Source organism: Paraburkholderia sp. A1BS-2L (assembly GCF_051125205.1).
GTDB lineage: Bacteria > Pseudomonadota > Gammaproteobacteria > Burkholderiales > Burkholderiaceae > Paraburkholderia.
Genome location: NZ_CP120428.1, coordinates 1,973,910 through 1,991,505, shown reverse-complemented (window position 1 = coordinate 1,991,505; position 17,596 = coordinate 1,973,910). Strand labels below are relative to the sequence as shown.

Sequence of the window (17,596 nt, the reverse complement as noted above, 5' to 3'; positions counted from 1 at the left end):
TCAGTGCTCCGGCGGGGACGAAGGCGCGGGCGGCGTGGGTGGCGTCGGGCGCGAGCCGCCGCCGAAGCGTTGGCGCATGCGCGTCGCGAGCCGGTCGAACGCCAGGTAGATCACGGGCGTGGTGAATAGCGTGAGCGCCTGGCTCACGATCAGCCCGCCCGCGATGGCGATGCCGAGCGGCCGGCGCAGCTCCGAGCCCGCGCCGGTGCCGAGCATCAGCGGCAGCGCGCCCAGCAATGCGGCCAGCGTGGTCATCATGATCGGCCGGAAACGCAGCAGGCAGGCCTGATAGATCGCCTCGCGCGGCGGCTTGCCTTCGTTGCGCTCGGCGTCGAGCGCGAAGTCGATCATCATGATCGCGTTCTTCTTCACGATGCCGATCAACAGCACGATACCAATGATGCCGATGATGTCGAGGTCGTGCCCGGTCATGATCAGCGCGAGCAGCGCGCCGATGCCAGCGGACGGCAGCGTCGAGAGAATCGTGATCGGATGCACGAAGCTCTCGTAGAGTACGCCCAGCACGATGTACATCGTCACGATGGCCGCGAGGATCAGGAACAGCTCGTTGGCGAGCGAGGCCTGGAACGCGAGCGCCGCGCCCTGGAAGCGCGTCTGGAACGAGCCCGGCAAGCCGATTTCCTGCTCGGCCTGCTGGATCGCCTTGACCGCCGCGCCCAGCGACGCGCCCGGCGCGAGGTTGAACGAGATGGTGGTGGCCGGGAACTGCGAGAGGTGCGAAACCAGCAGCGGCTCGGGCCGCTCGTGAAACTTCGCGATGGCCGAGAGCGGCACCTGGCCCGCGGTCGAGGTCGAGGAGGGCAGGTAGATCGAGTTCAGCGAATCCGTGTAGTGCTGCATCACGGGATCGGCTTCGAGAATCACGCGGTACTGGTTCGACTGCGTGAAGATCGTCGAGATGATGCGCTGGCCGTAGGCGTCGTAGAGCGCGTTGTCGACGGTCGCGGGCGTGATGCCGTAGCGCGCCGCGCTGGCGCGGTCGATCTCGATGAACACCGACTGGCCCTGGTCCTGCAGGTCGGTCGCCACGTCCGCAAGCTCGGGCAGTTGCCCGAGCCGGTGCACGAGCTTGGGCACCCAGGTGGTGAAGTCCCGGATGTTGGGCGTCGTGAGCATGAACTGGTACTGCGTCGGGCTCACCGTGGAGTCGATCGTGAGGTCCTGCACCGGCTGCATGTAAAGCGACGCGCCCGTGATGTGCGACACCGACTGCTGGAGGTCGCGAATGATCTGGCTCGCCGTTTCGCTGCGGTCGTCGCGCGGCTTCAGGTTGATGAGCATGCGCCCGCTATTGAGCGTGATGTTGGTGCCGTCCACGCCGATGAACGAGGTGAGGCTCTCCACGTTCTCGTTCTTGAGAATCTCCGCGGCGAGCGCTTGCTGGCGCTCGGCCATCGACGCGTACGAGACCGCCTGCGGGGCCTGGGTGATCGCCTGGATCACGCCGGTGTCCTGCACGGGGAAGAAGCCCTTGGGCACCACCACGTAGAGGATGCCGGTGAGCACGAGCGTGGCGAAGAACACGAGCATCGTGAGCCGCTGGCGCGCGAGCACCCATTCGAGCGCGACGCCGTAGCGCGCAATCACGTGTTCGAAGAACGCATGCATGCGTGCTTCGAAGCGGTGGCTCTCGGGCGGCGGCGTGTGGCGCAGCATCTTCGCGCACATCATCGGCACGAGCGTGAGCGAGACCACGGCCGAGATCACGATGGTCACCGCGAGCGTGATCGCGAATTCGTGAAACAGCCGGCCTACGACATCGCCCATGAAGAGCAGCGGAATCAGCACCGCGATCAGCGAAACCGTGAGCGAGATGATAGTGAAGCCGATCTGCTTCGAACCCTTGAGCGCGGCTTCGAGCGGCGTTTCGCCGTCCTCCACGTAGCGCGCGATGTTCTCGATCATGACGATGGCGTCGTCCACCACGAAACCGGTGGCGATCGTGAGCGCCATCAGCGAGAGGTTGTCGAGCGAGAAGCCACACAGGTACATGACCGCGAGTGTGCCGATCAGCGAGAGCGGCACCGAAAGGCTCGGAATGATGGTCGCGTAGATGTTGGCGAGGAACAGGTACATCACCAGCACTACCAGCACCACCGACATCAGCAGCTCGAACTGCACATCGCGCACCGAGGCGCGGATCGTGGTGGTGCGGTCGTTGACGATCTGCGCGTCGAGCGAGGCGGGCAGCGCTTCCTGCAACTGGGGCAGGATCTTCTTGACGCTGTCCACCACCTGGATCACGTTGGCGCCCGGCTGGCGCTGCACGTTCAGGATGATCGCGGGCGTGCTGTCCACCCATGCGCCGAGCTTGGTGTTCTCGGCGCCCTGCACGATGTTCGCGACATCGGTGAGCATCACTGGGCGGCCGTTGCGGTAGGCGATCACGGCGTCTTTATAGGCTTCGGCGTCCGTCAACTGGTCGTTCGCGTCGATCGTGTACGCGCGCGTGGGACCGTCGAAGCTGCCCTTGGGCGTGTTGACGTTCAGGTTCGAGATGCTCGTGCGCAGGTCATCGAGATTCAGGCCGTAGGCCGCGAGCGCGCGCGGATTCGCCTGGATGCGCACGGCCGGGCGCTGGCCGCCCGTGACGCTCACGAGGCCCACGCCCGCGACCTGCGAGATCTTTTGTGCGAGGCGCGTGTCGGCGAGGTCCTGGACCTGCGTGAGCGGCAGCGTCTTCGAGGTGATCGCGAGCGTGAGGATCGGCGCGTCGGCGGGATTGACCTTGGCGTAGATCGGCGGTGCGGGCAGGTCCGACGGCAGCAGGTTGCCCGCCGCGTTGATGGCCGCCTGCACTTCCTGCTCGGCGACGTCGAGCGGCAGATCGAGGCTGAACTGCAGCGTGATGACCGAGGAGCCCGCCGAGCTACGCGACGACATCTGGTTGAGCGACGGCATCTGGCCGAACTGGCGCTCGAGCGGCGCGGTGACCGAGGAGGTCATCACTTCCGGGCTCGCGCCCGGATAGAAGGTCTGCACCTGGATGGTCGGGTAATCGACCGTGGGCAGGGCGGAAAGCGGCAGGAAACGCAGCGCGACGAGACCGACCAGCATGATCGCCGCCATGAGCAGCGCCGTGCCGACCGGACGCAGAATAAAGGCGCGGGATGGATTCATGCGGCTTACTGGCCCTCAGCGCCGGATGCCTGGCGGCGATGGCCGTGGTGGGCACCCGAAGCGCCCGACGCCGCACTGGCCCCCGATGCGCCGCCTTGTGGGCCTGAGGCCCCCGATGCACCCGAAGCGTGTTTGGCCCGAGCGGCGGGAATAGTGATCTTCGAGCCTTCGCGCAGGCGGTCCGAGCCGTCGGTCACGATGCGCTCGCCTACGGCGAGGCCCGAGGCGATGCTGGTGCGCTCGGCGTCCACCGGGCCGACCTTCACGAGCCGCACCGTCACGGTGTTGTCGGGCTTCACCACATAGACATATGCGCCCTGCGAGCCGTTGAGCACCGCGGAGGTGGGCACGATCACCGCGTCGTGGATCGTGTCGACGAGCAGCCGCGCATTGACGAACTGATTCGGGAACAGCGAGCCGTCGCCGTTGGCGAAGCTCGCGCGCAGCTTCACGGTGCCGGTCGTGGTGTCGATCTGGTTGTCGAGGGTTTGCAGGAAGCCGCTTTCGAGCAGCGTGGTGTTGCTGCGGTCGTAGGCCGACACCGACATCTTCGTGCCTGCGCGCAACTGTTTCAGGATGGACGGCAGATTGTCTTCCGAGGTCGTGAAGATCACGCTGATCGGCTGCAACTGCGTGAGCACGACGATGCCATTGATGTCGCCGGGCGTCACGTAGTTGCCCGGATCGACCTGGCGCAGGCCCACGCGTCCGGAAACCGGCGCGGTGATGCGCGCATAGGCGAGGTCGAGCTTGTAGGTGTCGATGTTGGCCTGATCCGACTTGACTGTGCCCTCGTACTGCTTCACGAGCGAGCTTTGCGTGTCGACCTGCTGGCTCGCGATCGAGTCCTGGGCGAGCAGCGTCTGGTAGCGCTTGAGGTCGAGGCGCGCGGTGGCGAGCAGCGCCTGATCGCGCGCGAGCTGGCCTTGGGCATTGGCGAGCGAGATCTGATAGGGACGCGGGTCGATCTGCGCGAGCACGTCGCCTTTGTTCACCATCTGGCCTTCCTCGAAGTTCACGCTTTGCAGCGTGCCGGAAAGTTGCGTGCGCACCGTGACGGCGGCGAGCGGCGTGACCGTGCCAAGCGCCGTGATGACAATGGGCATGTCGCCGGATTTCGCGGTTGCCACGCTGACCGGCTGCGGTAGATTCGCCATCGCACCGGGACCGCCGTGGCGCACGCGAGCACCGCTTGCAGCAGTGGAGCTGGCCGCGCCGTTCGGGTTCTTGTTCCAGGGCTGCCAGCGCAGCAGCCCGATCGTGGCGACGGCCAGCACGATGGCAAGCGCGATCAGCTTGCCGCGGCGCTTGCGCGGCGCCGGTCCGCCCGATGCGGCAGGGAAGGACGGGGTATCTCGACGAGGGGAATCCGGGCGCTGTTCTTCTTTATCCATCGGTCAGGTCGGTAACAAAATCGGTGACGTGCTTGTCGGTTGAGCGGATTGGTCGGGCGCGCGCCCGTGGTCGTGCATGGATCGCGCGTGGGTCACGCATGGGGCACGCGTGGGTCACGTATGACGCGATGCTACGCGAGACGCGCGTAAGGTCGATGTCAGGTGCTTGTCGGGAAGCAAGCCGATGAGACGCCAGGCAGTTCTGCGCCCCCGGCGCCTTTTTGGCTGACCGATGCAGCCAAAAAGCATGATGCTACGTTGCTGGCTCCGTAACAGTCCAGCACCGTATCTTTCGGTGCATTACGCCGGTTACAGCTTCCCGCGGGCGTGGTGGGAAGCGATCGGCGAAAATCGGCAAATGGGTGCGTGAAAATTGGGGTTATATCAATCCAGCGAGAATTGGACGGAAATGTTTGATTGTTCACGTATTCTGGCGAGATTTTGCTTGACTTAGTCAGCATCTGGATAAAAAATCGACCGCACTTTCGACATGACCGCGAAGGTCCCGAAGCATGCCGAGAACCCTGCAAGTCTTGCGGGGTTTTTAAGTATCTCGGAGTATGCATTTTGCATAAATGCGGCGGCCCGGTCATCGTTCGATTACCGTCTCTCAGGTTCTAGCACGGCCCTCGGAATGGCTAGAACTTTTCAAAGCGTCACGTTCGCACGTGGCGCTTTTTTTTCGCCTGATGGGTTGCTCGCGCCCGCCGCTCGCATCGTTATCAAACAAATCAGGAAGCCAAAATTTATTCTTGACTATCTTGTAATTGTTTAACAAGAATATATCCACGGCTCGTACATCATTTTCTGAAGAGTTCGCGCGAGCCACCCCAAGAGGTCATTTCGAATGAGCGATATCGACCCGGTGCGAAAATCAGAGGAGCTGCGCAGCTTCCTGTTCCTGACCGTCGTCATGGTCCCCGTGCTCACGGTAGCGCTCATCGCCGCATACGGATTCGCGGTGTGGTTTTACCAATTGCTGATCGGCGGTCCACCACACTGATTATTAGGTATCCATAACGAATATTATCTGAGGGCGGCACTGCCATGTCCGTCGAAACTCGAAGTGCAACCTGCGAAAAGGCCACCTCCCACGAGTTTCATGTAGCGGGGGTCGTGATATACGCCCAAAGCGATCGGTGCGAGAGCATCTCCCACACCCTCGGCATGCTGCCCGGCGCGCAGGTCCATGCCGCGACGCCGGACGGCCGCATGGTCGTCACGCTCGAGGGCGCGCACTCGCGGGCGATCGAAGAGCAGCTCAGCGCAATCAATGCTTTGCCGGGGGTCCATGCCTCCGCGCTCGTCTATCAGCATCACGAGAGCATCGAATCGCCGGAATAGGGGGAGTTTGTCGATGAAGCTGACCCGTCGCGAATTCATCAAGCAAACCGCGGCAACGGCCGCCGCCGCGGCTGCGGGCGTTACCTTGCCAGGCGGTGCGGTGCTGGCGGCGGACGACGACCTCAAGTGGTCCAAGGCGCCTTGCCGCTTTTGCGGCACCGGCTGCGGCGTGCAGGTCGGCGTGAAGAACGACAAGGTGGTCGCCACGCTGGCCGACCCGCAGGCGGAGGTCAACCGCGGCCTGAACTGCGTGAAGGGCTATTTCCTCTCGAAGATCATGTACGGGCAGGATCGGCTCACGACGCCGCTGCTGCGCATGAAAGACGGCAAGTACGACAAGAATGGCGAGTTCGCGCCGGTCTCCTGGGATCGGGCCTTCGACGAGATGGCCGCGCAATGGAAGCGCGTGCTCAAGGACAAGGGGCCGACGGCGGTGGGCATGTTCGGCTCCGGCCAGTGGACCGTCTGGGAAGGGTATGCAGCGGTCAAGCTGATGAAGGCCGGCTTTCGCAGCAACAACATCGACCCGAATGCGCGGCACTGCATGGCCTCAGCCGTCCAGGGGTTCATGCGCACGTTCGGGATGGACGAGCCGATGGGCTGCTACGACGATATCGAGCAGACCGACGCGTTCGTGCTGTGGGGATCGAACATGGCCGAGATGCACCCGGTGCTGTGGACCCGGGTGACGTCGCGCCGCCTCAGCGCGCCGAAGACCAAGGTGGTGGTGCTTTCGACCTTCGAGCACCGCTCATGCGAGCTCGCTGACGAAACGATCGTGTTCACGCCGCAGGGCGACCTCGCGGTGCTCAACTACATCGCGAACTACATCATCAAGAACGGCAAGGTCAATCGCGACTTCGTCGACAAATACACGGTGTTCAAGCAGGGCAATGCCGACATCGGCTACGGGCTGCGCCCCGACCACCCGCTGCAGAAGGCGGCGCAGAACGCCAAGGATCCGGGCGGGGCCAAGCCGATCACCTACGACGAGTTTGCAAAGTTCGTCTCGAAGTACGACGCCGCATATGTGACCAAGATTTCGGGTGTGTCGAAAGCGAAGCTCGACCAGCTCGCGCAGCTTTACGCCGATCCCAACATCAAGGTCGTGTCGTTCTGGACCATGGGTTTCAACCAGCATACGCGCGGGGTGTGGGCCAACAACATGGTCTACAACCTGCACCTGCTGACCGGCAAGATCTCGACGCCCGGCAACAGTCCGTTTTCGCTCACGGGGCAGCCGTCCGCGTGCGGCACCGCGCGCGAGGTGGGCACGTTCTCGCATCGTCTGCCCGCCGACATGGTCGTGACCAACCCGAAGCATCGGGAAACGGCGGAGCGCATCTGGGCGTTGCCTGCGGGCACGATTCCCGAAAAGCCCGGGTATCACGCGGTGCTGCAGAACCGCATGTTGCGCGATGGCAAGCTCAACGTGTACTGGGTGCAAGTCAACAACAACATGCAAGCCGCCGCGAATCTGAACGAGGAGGGGCTGCCGGGCTATCGCAACCCCGCGAACTTCATCGTGGTCTCCGACGCGTATCCCACCGTCACAGCCGTGGCCGCGGACCTGATCCTGCCCACTGCGATGTGGGTCGAGAAGGAGGGGGCGTACGGCAATGCCGAGCGGCGCACGCAGTTCTGGCATCAACTGGTGGCGCCGCCGGGTGAAGCGCGCTCGGACTTGTGGCAACTCGTGGAGTTTTCGAAGCGCTTCAAGGTCGAGGAAGTCTGGCCCGCGGATCTGCTGGCGAAAAAGCCCGAATATAAGGGCAAGACGCTCTACGACATCCTTTACCGCAATGGGCAGGTCGACAAGTTCCCGCTCAAGGACGCCGATGCCGGCTACCGCAACGACGAGGTCAAAGCGTTCGGCTTTTATATCCAGAAGGGGTTGTTCGAGGAGTATGCGAGCTTCGGCCGGGGCCACGGCCACGATCTCGCGCCGTTCGACGCCTATCACAAGGCGCGCGGTCTGCGCTGGCCGGTGGTCGACGGCAAGGAAACGCGCTGGCGCTACAAGGAAGGCACGGATCCCTATGTCAAGGCGGGAACCGGATGGCAGTTCTACGGCAATCCCGATGGCCGCGCCGTGATTTTTGCGCTGCCGTACGAACCGGCCGCCGAGTCGCCGGACAAGGAGTTTCCGTTCTGGCTGGTCACCGGGCGCGTGCTCGAGCACTGGCATTCGGGATCGATGACGCGGCGGGTGCCGGAGCTTTATCGCGCGTTTCCCAATGCAGTGTGCTTCATGCATCCGGACGACGCGAAGGCAATGGGCGTGCGCCGCGGCACCGAGGTCAAGGTGATGTCGAGACGGGGCTACATTCTCACGCGCATCGAAACGCGCGGGCGCGACCGGCCACCGCGCGGACTCGTGTTCGTTCCGTGGTTCGACTCGAGCCAGTTGATCAACAAGGTCACGCTCGACGCCACCGATCCGATCTCTTTGCAGACCGACTTCAAGAAGTGCGCGGTCAAGATCGTCAGGGTCTAAACGGAGCCCGCCATGCGAAACTGGATTGCGCTCATCATTGCCTCGGTCGTGGCGCTGGCGGCCTGGGCGCAGCAACCTGCCGTTCCCGGCAAGACGTTTTACGATACGCTGCGCGGCACGACGCCCCTGAATGAAGAGGCGAATCCGCCCATGATGTGGCCGACGGAAAACAAGGACGTCATTCGCGGGCGGGCCTACGCGCAGCAGCCGCCGACGATTCCGCACAAGATCGACGGCTATCAGCTCGACAGGAATGCGAACAAATGCCTGGCCTGTCATGCCGGCAGCCGCGCGGCCGAGAGCGGCGCGGTGCCGGTCGGCATTTCGCACTATACGGACCGTGACGGCGAGACACTCGGGCACCTCGCCCCGCGCCGCTATTTCTGCACGCAATGCCATGTTCCGCAGGCGGACGCCAAGCCGCTGGTCGAGAACACGTTTGCGGGGGTCGAGGACGTCAAGCTGCAGGGCGCACCGCAGAAAGCGAAGAAATAGGGGGGGCTCACATGCGCGACTTGTTTCGACGCTACTGGAGGGCGATCACGCGGCCGAGTGCGTTTTTCAGCCTGGGTTTTCTGACGCTGGGCGGCTTCATTGCAGGTGTCGTTTTCTGGGGGGCTTTCAATACGGCGATGGAATGGACCAACACGGAAGCGTTTTGTGTCGGTTGCCATGAGATGCGCGACAACACCTATGCCGAGTTGAAAGCGACGATTCACTACAGCAACCGCACGGGCGTGCATGCGAAGTGCTCCGACTGCCACGTGCCGCACGACTGGACCGACAAGATCGCGCGCAAGATGCAGGCGTCCAAGGAAGTGTGGGCGAAGATCTTCGGCGTGGTGAACACGCGCGAAAAGTTCGAGGCCAAGCGGCTCGAACTCGCCGAGCACGAATGGGCGCGTTTCAAGGCGAATAATTCGCTCGAATGCCGCAACTGCCACTCGTTCGAATACATGGATCTCACGCGCCAGAGCCCGCGCGCCCAGGAGGCGCACACGCGTTTCCTCGAAACGGGAGAAAAGACCTGCATCGACTGTCACAAGGGTATTGCGCACCATCTGCCGAACATGGCCGAGGCAGTGCAGGACGGCGCACTGGGAGACAGCGGGAAAAAACAGTGAGCCTTTCTCCTGACGGGTCCGGAGATGGGGGATCCCGGGGTGAATTCGAACGCCAATCCGAACGCCAACGAGTTCTTGTCATGTATTCCATTGAACAGCTTGCCGTCGAGCGCGGTGGCCGGACGATCGTAAGCGGCATTGACCTCAGCATCGAGCCGGGATGGGCGCTGCAGATCCACGGCGCGAACGGCAGCGGCAAGACGACCTTGCTCAGTGCGCTCGCGGGCCTGCTGCCGCTTGCGAGAGGGCGGGTTTGCTGGCGCGGCGACGATGTGCGCCGCGCGCCGCGTCAGTTCCGCAGCGAGCTTGCGTATGTCGGGCATGCCAACGGTGTCAGCGACGACCTCACCGTGCTGGAGAACATCCGCTTCGCGGCGTTGCTCGGCACGGCCGATGCGCCAGGCGGCAACGATGGCCGTGGCGGCGACGATTCCATCTCGCGCGAAGACGAAGTACTCGAGCAGGCCGGGCTGCACGCGCACAGGCATACGCGCCTGAGCCGCCTTTCGCAGGGCCAGCGTCGCCGCGTCGCGCTGGCGCGCCTGATGCTCGGCCGCAAACCGCTGTGGCTGCTCGACGAGCCCGGCGACGCACTCGATGCGTCCGCAACCGATTGGTTCACGACCTGCATCGATACGCATCTGCGCGCGGGCGGCATCGTCGCGCTGACGACGCACCGGCCGCTGCAAAGCGGCGCTGCCCGCACACGTCATCTCTATCTCGAACGGAGCGGCGGATGCTTGAAGTGATGCCCGGCATCATCCGCCGCGAGTTGATGTTGAGCTGGCGCAGACGCAGCGTCACGCTGGGCGCGTTGATGTTCTTCATCGTTGCCTCGAGCCTCTTTCCGCTCGCCATCGGCACCGAAGCGAAAACGCTGCAGCCGATCGCGCCCGGCGTGCTGTGGGTGACGGCGCTATTTGCGGCGATGTTGTCGGCCGGGCAATTGTTCGGCAGCGATTATGCGAGCGGCGCACTCGAGCAGATGCTGCTTTCACCGCTGCCGCTGCCTGCCATCGTGTTCGGCAAGATCGTCGCGCACTGGCTGACGAGCGGGCTGGCGCTCGTGCTGCTGGTGCCAGTCGTCGCGCTCCAGTATGCGCTGGACTGGCGCGCGACGCTTTACCTGATGGGCACCTTGCTGCTCGGCACGCCGCTCCTGAGCCTGATCGGCTCGATGGGGGCGGCGCTGACCCTCGGCGTGCGCGGCGGCGGCGTGGTGCTTGCCCTGCTGGTGTTGCCGCTCTACGTGCCCGTGCTGATCTTCGGCGTGAGCGCGGCGGATCTGGCCGGCGTGCCGGGGCGCATGCAAGCGAGCTTTTCGCTGCTCGGCGCCGCCTTGTGCGTGGGTGCGTGGCTTTGCCCATGGGCAAGCGCGGCGGCATTGCGCATTGCCATGGAGTGACGCAGATGAAGCGTGTGAACTGGTTTCGCTACGCCTCGCCATCCACCTTCGATGGTCTCGCAAGGCGGCTCGTGCCGGGGTTCGGCATAACGGCGGTGCTGCTGGTGTGCGCGGGGCTCGTGATCGGGCTCGCGATCGCCCCCGCCGATGCGCTTCAGGGCGATGTCTACCGCATCATGTTCGTGCATGTTCCCGCAGCGTGGATGTCGATGTTCATCTACCTCGTGATGGCCGCCTGGTGCGCGCTCGACCTGGTCCTGAACGCGCGGCTCCCGGCCATGATGGCGCAGGCGCTCGCGCCCACCGGCGCACTGTTCACGTTCATCGCGCTCGTATCGGGCGCGTTCTGGGGCAAGCCCGCGTGGGGCACGTGGTGGGTCTGGGACGCGCGGCTCACCTCCGAGCTGATCCTGCTTTTTCTCTACGCGGGCTTCATGACGCTGCACGCGGCCATCGACGGCACGCGCCGCGCCGACCGCGCGTGCGCGGTGCTCGCGTTGATCGGCGTGGTGAATATCCCGGTGATCTTTTTTTCGGTGCAGTGGTGGTACACCCTGCATCAGGGGCCGTCGCTCGGCTTTGGCAGCGGCGTGGCGATGAGCGCGTCGATGGTGTGCGGCCTGCTGGTGATGACCGCGGGCTTCTGGTGTTACGCGATCGCCGTCGTGCTCGCGCGCGTGCGCATCATCATGCGTGCGCGTGAGCGCGTGTCGTCGTGGCAGATGCATATCGAGGAGCGTCCGGCATGAATGCCCTGACCAGCGTGATGACGATGCTCGCGCATACGCCGTATCTCGCGGCGGTGCTCGTCGTGACCTTCGGCTTGCTGGGCGTCGAGGCGTGGATCGTGCGCAGCCAGGCGCGCTCGCACGGCGAGCGCGCCGCGGAGGGCCGGTGAAAGCACGATACCGTCGTTTCGGCTTGCTGGCCGCTGGCGTCGTCAGTGCCGGGCTTGCGTGCGCGCTCGTGCTCAATGCCCTGCGCAGCAACATGATGTTCTTCGTGACGCCAAGCCAGGTGGCCTCGCACGAAGCGCCGCTCGCGCACCGCTTCAGGCTCGGCGGGCTGGTCGAGCGTCATTCGCTCAGGCGCGATGCCGACGGGGTGACCGTGCACTTCGTCGTGAGCGATGCTGCGTCGTCGGTGCAGGTGGTGTATCGCGGCGCGCTTCCTGATCTCTTTCGCGAGGGGAGCGGCGTCGTTGCGCAGGGCCGGCTCGGCGACGATGGACGGTTCCACGCCGACGAAGTGCTCGCGAAGCACGACGAAAAGTACATGCCGCCCGAGGTGAGCCGCGCGCTGCGGCAGGCCGCCGATGGCGTACCGCACGGTGCGCAACCCGCCGCGCAAGCCGCGCCGCGTCCGACCGCAGTGCGGGTCGCGGCGGGCCTGTCCGATCCGGGCGTCCAGCGATGATTCCCGAGATCGGCCACTTCGCGCTGATACTCGCGCTGATGCTCGCGTTGATCACGGGCGTGCTGCCTGTGCTCGGCGCGCAGTTGGGCATGGCCGGCTGGATGCGCATTGCGTGGCCCGCCGTGCGCGCGCAGTTCGGGTTCGTCGCGCTCGCTTTCGGCACGCTCATGTGGTCGTTCTGGAGCAACGATTTTTCGGTTGTCTACGTGGTGGAGAACTCGAATTCGACGCTGCCCGCCCTGTATCGGCTGGCCGCGGTCTGGGGCGGCCACGAGGGCTCGCTGCTGCTCTGGGTTCTGCTGCTGACGCTCTGGATGGTCGCGGTGAGCTGTTTCAGCCGTCAACTGCCGATGGAGCAGGTGGCGCGCGTGCTCGGCGTCATGAGCTGGATCGCCGTGGGCTTTCTGTCGTTCCTGCTGCTCACCTCGAATCCGTTTGCGCGTCTGATGCCGCCCGCCATGGACGGCCGCGATCTCAACGCGCTGCTGCAGGATCCCGGCATGGTGATGCATCCGCCGATCCTGTATATGGGCTACGTCGGCTTTTCCGTGGCGTTCGCGTTCGCGATCGCGGCGTTGCTGGCTGGGCGGTTCGACTCGGCCTGGGCGCGCTGGTCGAGGCCATGGACCACAGCCGCATGGATGTTCCTCACGCTCGGCATTGCGCTCGGCAGCGGCTGGTCCTACTACGTGCTCGGCTGGGGCGGATGGTGGGCCTGGGACCCGGTCGAAAACGCGTCGTTCATGCCGTGGCTCGCCGGAACGGCGCTGATGCATTCGCTGGTGGTCACCGAAAAGCGCGGCAGCTTTCGCAGCTGGACCGCGTTGCTGGCGATCTGTGCGTTTTCGCTGAGTCTGCTCGGCACCTTCCTCGTGCGCTCGGGCGTGGTCACGTCCGTGCATGCGTTCGCCTCCGATCCCGCGCGCGGCATCTTCGTCCTGGCGTTGCTGGCGTTGACGACCGGTGGGGCGCTCATGCTGTTCGCGTGGCGCGCGCCGCAAATCGGGCTGGGCGCGGGTTTCGAGCCGGTCTCGCGCGAGGCGCTGCTGCTGTCGAACAATCTGCTCTTGATGGTGGCGGCGGGATCGGTATTGCTCGGCACGCTCTATCCGATGCTGCTCGACGCACTGGGCGCGGACAAGCTCTCGGTGGGCGCGCCGTATTTCGACAGCGTGTTCGTGCCGCTCATGACGCCCGCCATTTTCCTGATGGGCCTCGGTCCGCTCGCGCGCTGGAAGTCCGCGCGCGTGCCGGAGCTTGCCGTGCGGCTGCGCTGGGCGGCGCTCGTGAGCGTGCTCACCGCCATCGTCTTGCCGTGGCTGCTGGGAAGCTGGCGCCCGCTCGTGAGTTTCGGCGTGCTGCTGGCCGCGTGGACCCTGACGAGCGTGGCCGTGAGCGTGCGCGAACGCCTGCGCGGCTTGCAAGGGCCGATGGCCGCCCGCTTGCGCAGCGTGCCGCGCGCGACATACGGCATGTGGCTCGCGCATGCGGGCGTGGGTGTCTTCATCGTCGGCGTCACGCTCGTCAAGGGCTACGAGGCCGAACGCGACGTGCTGCTGCGTAACGGAGAAAGCGTCTCGGTGAACGGCTACGACTTTCGCTTCGAGGGCGTGCAGACGGTTTTCGGTCCTAACTATCAGGCCACGCGCGCGACGCTCGTGGCCAGCCGTGGCGGCGAGCCGGTTGCGACGCTCTTTCCCGAGAAGCGGGTGTTCGCGGTGCAGAATACGCCGATCACCGAGGCAGCCATCGACCACGGCGTGCTGCGCGATCTCTACGTGGCGCTCGATCAGCCGGTCGGCGCGAATGCGTGGTCGATTCGCATCCAGATCAAGCCGTTCGTGCGCTGGATCTGGGGCGGCTGTCTGCTGATGGCTCTCGGCGGGCTCCTTGCCGCAACTGACCGGCGCTACCGCCTGGCTTCGCATCGCCGCACGCAGCGGGCGGGGTGGCCCGCCGGCATGGCGGTGCACGATGTGCAGGCGGTCGCGAAGCGCGCGGGAGTAACGGAAACAGTGGGAACCACGGGAACAACGGGCGAGGCCGGCCGATGAAGCGCTTCCTGATTCCGCTATGTGTGCTCGCGGCGTTGCTGGCGCTGCTGACGGCCGGGTTGCGGCACGATCCGCGCCGGCTGCCTTCGGCATTGATCGGCAAGCCCGCGCCGGAATTCGATTTGCCGAGGCTCCATGAACCCGCGCAGCGTCTGTCGACCCAGCACCTGCGCGGGCAGGTGTGGATCATGAACGTATGGGCGTCGTGGTGCGAATCGTGCCGCGACGAACATCCGCTGCTGGTCGATCTGGCGCGCCAGCACATTGCGCCGGTGCTGGGGCTGAATTACAAGGACGAACGGCAAAACGCGCTGCAGTGGCTCGCGGACGCGGGCGATCCCTATACCTCGTCGATTGTCGACCGCACCGGGCAAACCGCGATCGACTATGGCGTGTATGGCGTGCCGGAGACCTTCGTGCTCGACCGCGCCGGGGTCGTGCGCTACCGCGAGGCCGGCCCGCTCACGCGTGCGCGAATCGATGGCGAGATCTTGCCGCTGGTGCGCAAGCTGCAGAACGAGGGCACGCCATGAATCGTCTCGCGCGGGCCTGGGCGGCCCGGCTCGCCATTGGACTGATGCTGGCGCACACGTGCGCCAGCGCGGCAGCGGGAATCTCGGGCGAGACCGGCACCGACGCGCGCTTGCGGCGGCTCGACGAAAGTTTTCGCTGTGTCGTGTGCCAGAACCAGAGCCTCGCCGACTCGAATGCCGAACTCGCCGCCGACCTGCGCGCACAGATTCGCGACCAGGTTCGCAGCGGCGCAACCGACGAGCAGATCAAAGCCTGGATGGTGCGCCGCTATGGCGACTTTGTCTTGTACCGGCCGCCGCTGAAGCCCGTGACCTGGGCGCTCTGGCTGGGGCCGTTCATCGTGCTCGCGGCGGGTGCCTGGACGATGTGGCGCAGTATCGTGCGTCGGCGCGGCCTGAGCGCCGCAGCGCTCGACGCCGGCGAACGCGCGCGCGTCGCGTCCTTGCGCGGGCACGAGGAGGAGGGCGCGGCGTCATGATCCCTTTCTGGCTGATCCTCGCGGCGATGATGGCGGTCGCGCTCGCGTGCGTGCTCGTGCCGCTTTGGCGTGGCGCGGATTCGCGCGCGAACACGCAGGCGATGGCTGTCGCGATCTACCGCTCGGGAATGGCCGAGCTCAGGCACGAATGCGCGGCGGGCCTCGTTCCCGCGGAGCATCAGGCGCAGGCGAAGCGCGAGCTCGAGCGGCAGTTCGTCGATGACACCAGCGACCGGATTGCGCCATCGGCCGGTGAACGGCCGATGAGCAACCTGACGCGCGCTGCGGTGGCGGCGCTGCTCGTGGCGTTGTTGCCGGCGGGAGCGCTGGTGCTGTACATGCGGATCGGCAATCCGGTTGCGGCGGCGATCGAAAGCGTGAGCGGCAAGCAAGCCGATAGCCATATGGGCACGCAAGGTTCGCTCGAATATGTCGTGAGCCGGCTCGCAGTGCGGTTGCGCGAACAACCGGACGACGCCACGGGCTGGGCGATGCTTGCGCGCTCCTACGCGGTGCTGGAGCGGACGGCGGACGCCGTCGCCGCGTATCGCCGCGCGCTCGCCTTGACGCCCGCCGATCCGGGGCTGCTTGCGGACTACGCCGACGAACTGGCGACGCTGCGCGGCGGCGACCTGAACGCAGAGGCGATGCAGAGCATTCAGGCTGCGCTCGCACTGGACCCGGCCAACGCGAAAGCGCTCGCCCTCGCGGGCTCCGCCGCGCTCGACCGGCGCGACTATCGGCAAGCGCTCGCCTATTGGACGCGTTTGAAGGCCGTGGCGAGTCCGCAGATTGCCGCGCAGGCGCAGCACAATATCGACATGATCGAGGAACTGGCGGCGAAAGCGCATGGCGTGCGGGCGCCTTGACGGGGCGCTGTGCGGCCTTGCGAAACGGCGCACTGGCCTCTCGGGGTTTTCGAACTAGCGCGCAAGCAGCCGCTCCACTTCGCTTACCGCGACGTCCAGGCCATCCTCTTGCGCCATGCGGTTGCCGAGCGCGGCGGCGCGCGCCTTGACGTCGTCGCGCTGCGTGAACGCGATGGCCCGTTTCAACGCACGCGCGTGCAAGCGCCTTCCATCGACGGCGGCCGGCGCCACGCCGAGCGCGGCGAGCCGGTGCGCCCAGAAGGCCTGGTCGCCCGCGAACGGCACCACCACCGACGGCACGCCGGCCCGGCAAGCCGAATGCGTGGTGCCCGAGCCGCCGTGATGGACGACAGCGCTCGTGCGGGCGAACAGCCAGTCGTGCGGCGTCTCGCCGATCACGCAAAAATTCTCCGGCAAACGCGTGGCATCCACGCCGCTCCAGCCTGGATAGAACAGCACGCGGCGCCCTTCTGCGGCATCGATCAGAGTCGTCACGAAATGGTCGCGATCGAAGCCGGCCATGCTGCCAAAGCCGATGTAGAGCGGTGCTTCGCCCGCGTCCAGAAAGCGCGCGAGCGCGGCAGGCGGCGTCCAGTCGCCCGACGCGTGGGGCCATTGACCGCAAACCGTGGCGTTCGCAGGCCAGTCGCGCGGGCGCGGCAGCAGATTCGGCGAGACGCCGTAGAGCATCGCATGCTCGGTCCATACGCCGCCGCGCGGCGCGAGAGCGCAGACCTCGGCGCGCGCGGCGTTGGTCGCGCGCCGGAACGCGCGCCACAGCAGGGCGTTCACGAGCCGTTGGCTGGCATGGTTGAGCCAGCGCGGCACTTTGGAAGGCGGCAGGAACGGCGACGCGAAGTCCCTGGTCGGCGTGAGCGGAATGAGACTCGCGCCCAGCACCGGCACGCGCCGGTATTCGGCCACCGAGAGCCCGACGAACGCGGCCAGCCCCGAGACGATGATGGCGTCGCTGCCTGCCGAGGCGTCGGCGACTTCCCGCATCCACGCGCGCGTGCTGGCGTTCGCAATCGAGGCGAGCGCCTTTGCCGTGGCGTCGAAGCTCGTCCGGCCGCTTACCACCGAGCCCAGCGCCGCGCCCGGCATGAGCGCCGCGCGGATATCGCCCGAGAGCGCCGAGGCCGGAACGCCGAGCGCTTCGGCCGAGCCAAGCGTCGCGCGGTCGGCGAGCAGGTGCGCTCGATGGCCGGCGTCCATGAGCGCCCGGCAAAGCGCGGCGAGCGGGCGGATATCGCCTTCGGTTCCGTAGGTAACGACGATGAGCTTCATGGATGAACTTCCGGAGCGGGATGCCAACCCGCAATGTAGCGTCATCTCATCGT

Annotated in this window: 17 protein-coding genes; 14 read left to right on the top strand and 3 right to left on the bottom strand. The window is 65.7% G+C overall.

The genetic code is table 11. The features are described 5' to 3' along the window. Complete coding sequence (locus P5W98_RS08980; protein ID WP_421024236.1) at positions 1 to 3,141, bottom strand: MdtB/MuxB family multidrug efflux RND transporter permease subunit; 3,141 nt, start codon at positions 3,139 to 3,141, stop codon at positions 1 to 3. 5 nt (positions 3,142 to 3,146) lie between these two features. Next, positions 3,147 to 4,535, bottom strand: coding sequence for an MdtA/MuxA family multidrug efflux RND transporter periplasmic adaptor subunit (locus tag P5W98_RS08975; RefSeq protein WP_421024235.1), 1,389 nt, complete (start codon positions 4,533 to 4,535; stop codon positions 3,147 to 3,149). Between the two features lie 847 nt (positions 4,536 to 5,382). Between P5W98_RS08975 and napE the strand changes: the two genes are divergently transcribed. From napE to ccmI, 14 genes are all read left to right on the top strand, one after another. Next, complete coding sequence (gene napE, locus P5W98_RS08970) at positions 5,383 to 5,538, top strand: periplasmic nitrate reductase, NapE protein (protein ID WP_035525870.1); 156 nt, start codon at positions 5,383 to 5,385, stop codon at positions 5,536 to 5,538. Positions 5,539 to 5,582: 44 nt separating this feature from the next. Then, positions 5,583 to 5,879, top strand: coding sequence for a chaperone NapD (locus tag P5W98_RS08965; RefSeq protein ID WP_421024234.1), 297 nt, complete (start codon positions 5,583 to 5,585; stop codon positions 5,877 to 5,879). Between the two features lie 13 nt (positions 5,880 to 5,892). Beyond that, entirely contained in the window at positions 5,893 to 8,376 is a 2,484-nt protein-coding gene (gene napA / locus P5W98_RS08960) for a periplasmic nitrate reductase subunit alpha (RefSeq protein ID WP_421024233.1), read from the top strand. A gap of 12 nt (positions 8,377 to 8,388) precedes the next feature. Continuing rightward, entirely contained in the window at positions 8,389 to 8,871 is a 483-nt protein-coding gene (locus tag P5W98_RS08955) for a nitrate reductase cytochrome c-type subunit (RefSeq protein WP_421024232.1), read from the top strand. 11 nt (positions 8,872 to 8,882) lie between these two features. Next, positions 8,883 to 9,500 carry a NapC/NirT family cytochrome c gene (locus tag P5W98_RS08950; RefSeq protein ID WP_421024231.1) on the top strand — a complete coding sequence of 206 codons (618 nt, stop codon included), beginning with the start codon at positions 8,883 to 8,885 and terminating at the stop codon, positions 9,498 to 9,500. Positions 9,501 to 9,580: 80 nt separating this feature from the next. After that, positions 9,581 to 10,249, top strand: a complete 669-nt coding sequence (ccmA, locus tag P5W98_RS08945) for a cytochrome c biogenesis heme-transporting ATPase CcmA (protein WP_421024230.1) — start codon at positions 9,581 to 9,583, stop codon at positions 10,247 to 10,249. Next, entirely contained in the window at positions 10,237 to 10,905 is a 669-nt protein-coding gene (gene ccmB, locus P5W98_RS08940) for a heme exporter protein CcmB (RefSeq protein WP_421024229.1), read from the top strand. The genes ccmA and ccmB overlap by 13 nt, the downstream gene beginning before the upstream one ends. 5 nt (positions 10,906 to 10,910) lie before the next feature. Further along, positions 10,911 to 11,654, top strand: a complete 744-nt coding sequence (gene ccmC, locus P5W98_RS08935) for a heme ABC transporter permease CcmC (protein WP_421024228.1) — start codon at positions 10,911 to 10,913, stop codon at positions 11,652 to 11,654. Next, entirely contained in the window at positions 11,651 to 11,803 is a 153-nt protein-coding gene (locus P5W98_RS08930; RefSeq protein ID WP_421024227.1) for a hypothetical protein, read from the top strand. Before ccmC ends, P5W98_RS08930 begins: the two co-directional genes overlap by 4 nt. Continuing rightward, entirely contained in the window at positions 11,800 to 12,321 is a 522-nt protein-coding gene (gene ccmE / locus P5W98_RS08925) for a cytochrome c maturation protein CcmE (RefSeq protein ID WP_421024226.1), read from the top strand. The genes P5W98_RS08930 and ccmE overlap by 4 nt, the downstream gene beginning before the upstream one ends. Next, a complete protein-coding gene (locus P5W98_RS08920) occupies positions 12,318 to 14,375 on the top strand; it encodes a heme lyase CcmF/NrfE family subunit (RefSeq protein ID WP_421024225.1) in 2,058 nt (685 codons plus the stop codon). The genes ccmE and P5W98_RS08920 overlap by 4 nt, the downstream gene beginning before the upstream one ends. After that, positions 14,372 to 14,908 (top strand): DsbE family thiol:disulfide interchange protein, encoded by a 537-nt coding sequence (locus P5W98_RS08915; RefSeq protein ID WP_421024224.1) that lies wholly within the window; start codon positions 14,372 to 14,374, stop codon positions 14,906 to 14,908. The genes P5W98_RS08920 and P5W98_RS08915 overlap by 4 nt, the downstream gene beginning before the upstream one ends. After that, positions 14,905 to 15,387 (top strand): cytochrome c-type biogenesis protein, encoded by a 483-nt coding sequence (locus P5W98_RS08910; RefSeq protein ID WP_421024223.1) that lies wholly within the window; start codon positions 14,905 to 14,907, stop codon positions 15,385 to 15,387. The genes P5W98_RS08915 and P5W98_RS08910 overlap by 4 nt, the downstream gene beginning before the upstream one ends. Further along, positions 15,384 to 16,256, top strand: a complete 873-nt coding sequence (gene ccmI / locus P5W98_RS08905) for a c-type cytochrome biogenesis protein CcmI (protein WP_421024222.1) — start codon at positions 15,384 to 15,386, stop codon at positions 16,254 to 16,256. The genes P5W98_RS08910 and ccmI overlap by 4 nt, the downstream gene beginning before the upstream one ends. A gap of 54 nt (positions 16,257 to 16,310) precedes the next feature. Here ccmI and P5W98_RS08900 read toward each other — a convergent pair whose 3' ends face one another. Further along, a complete protein-coding gene (locus tag P5W98_RS08900) occupies positions 16,311 to 17,543 on the bottom strand; it encodes a glycosyltransferase (protein WP_421024221.1) in 1,233 nt (410 codons plus the stop codon). Positions 17,544 to 17,596: the final 53 nt, after the last annotated feature.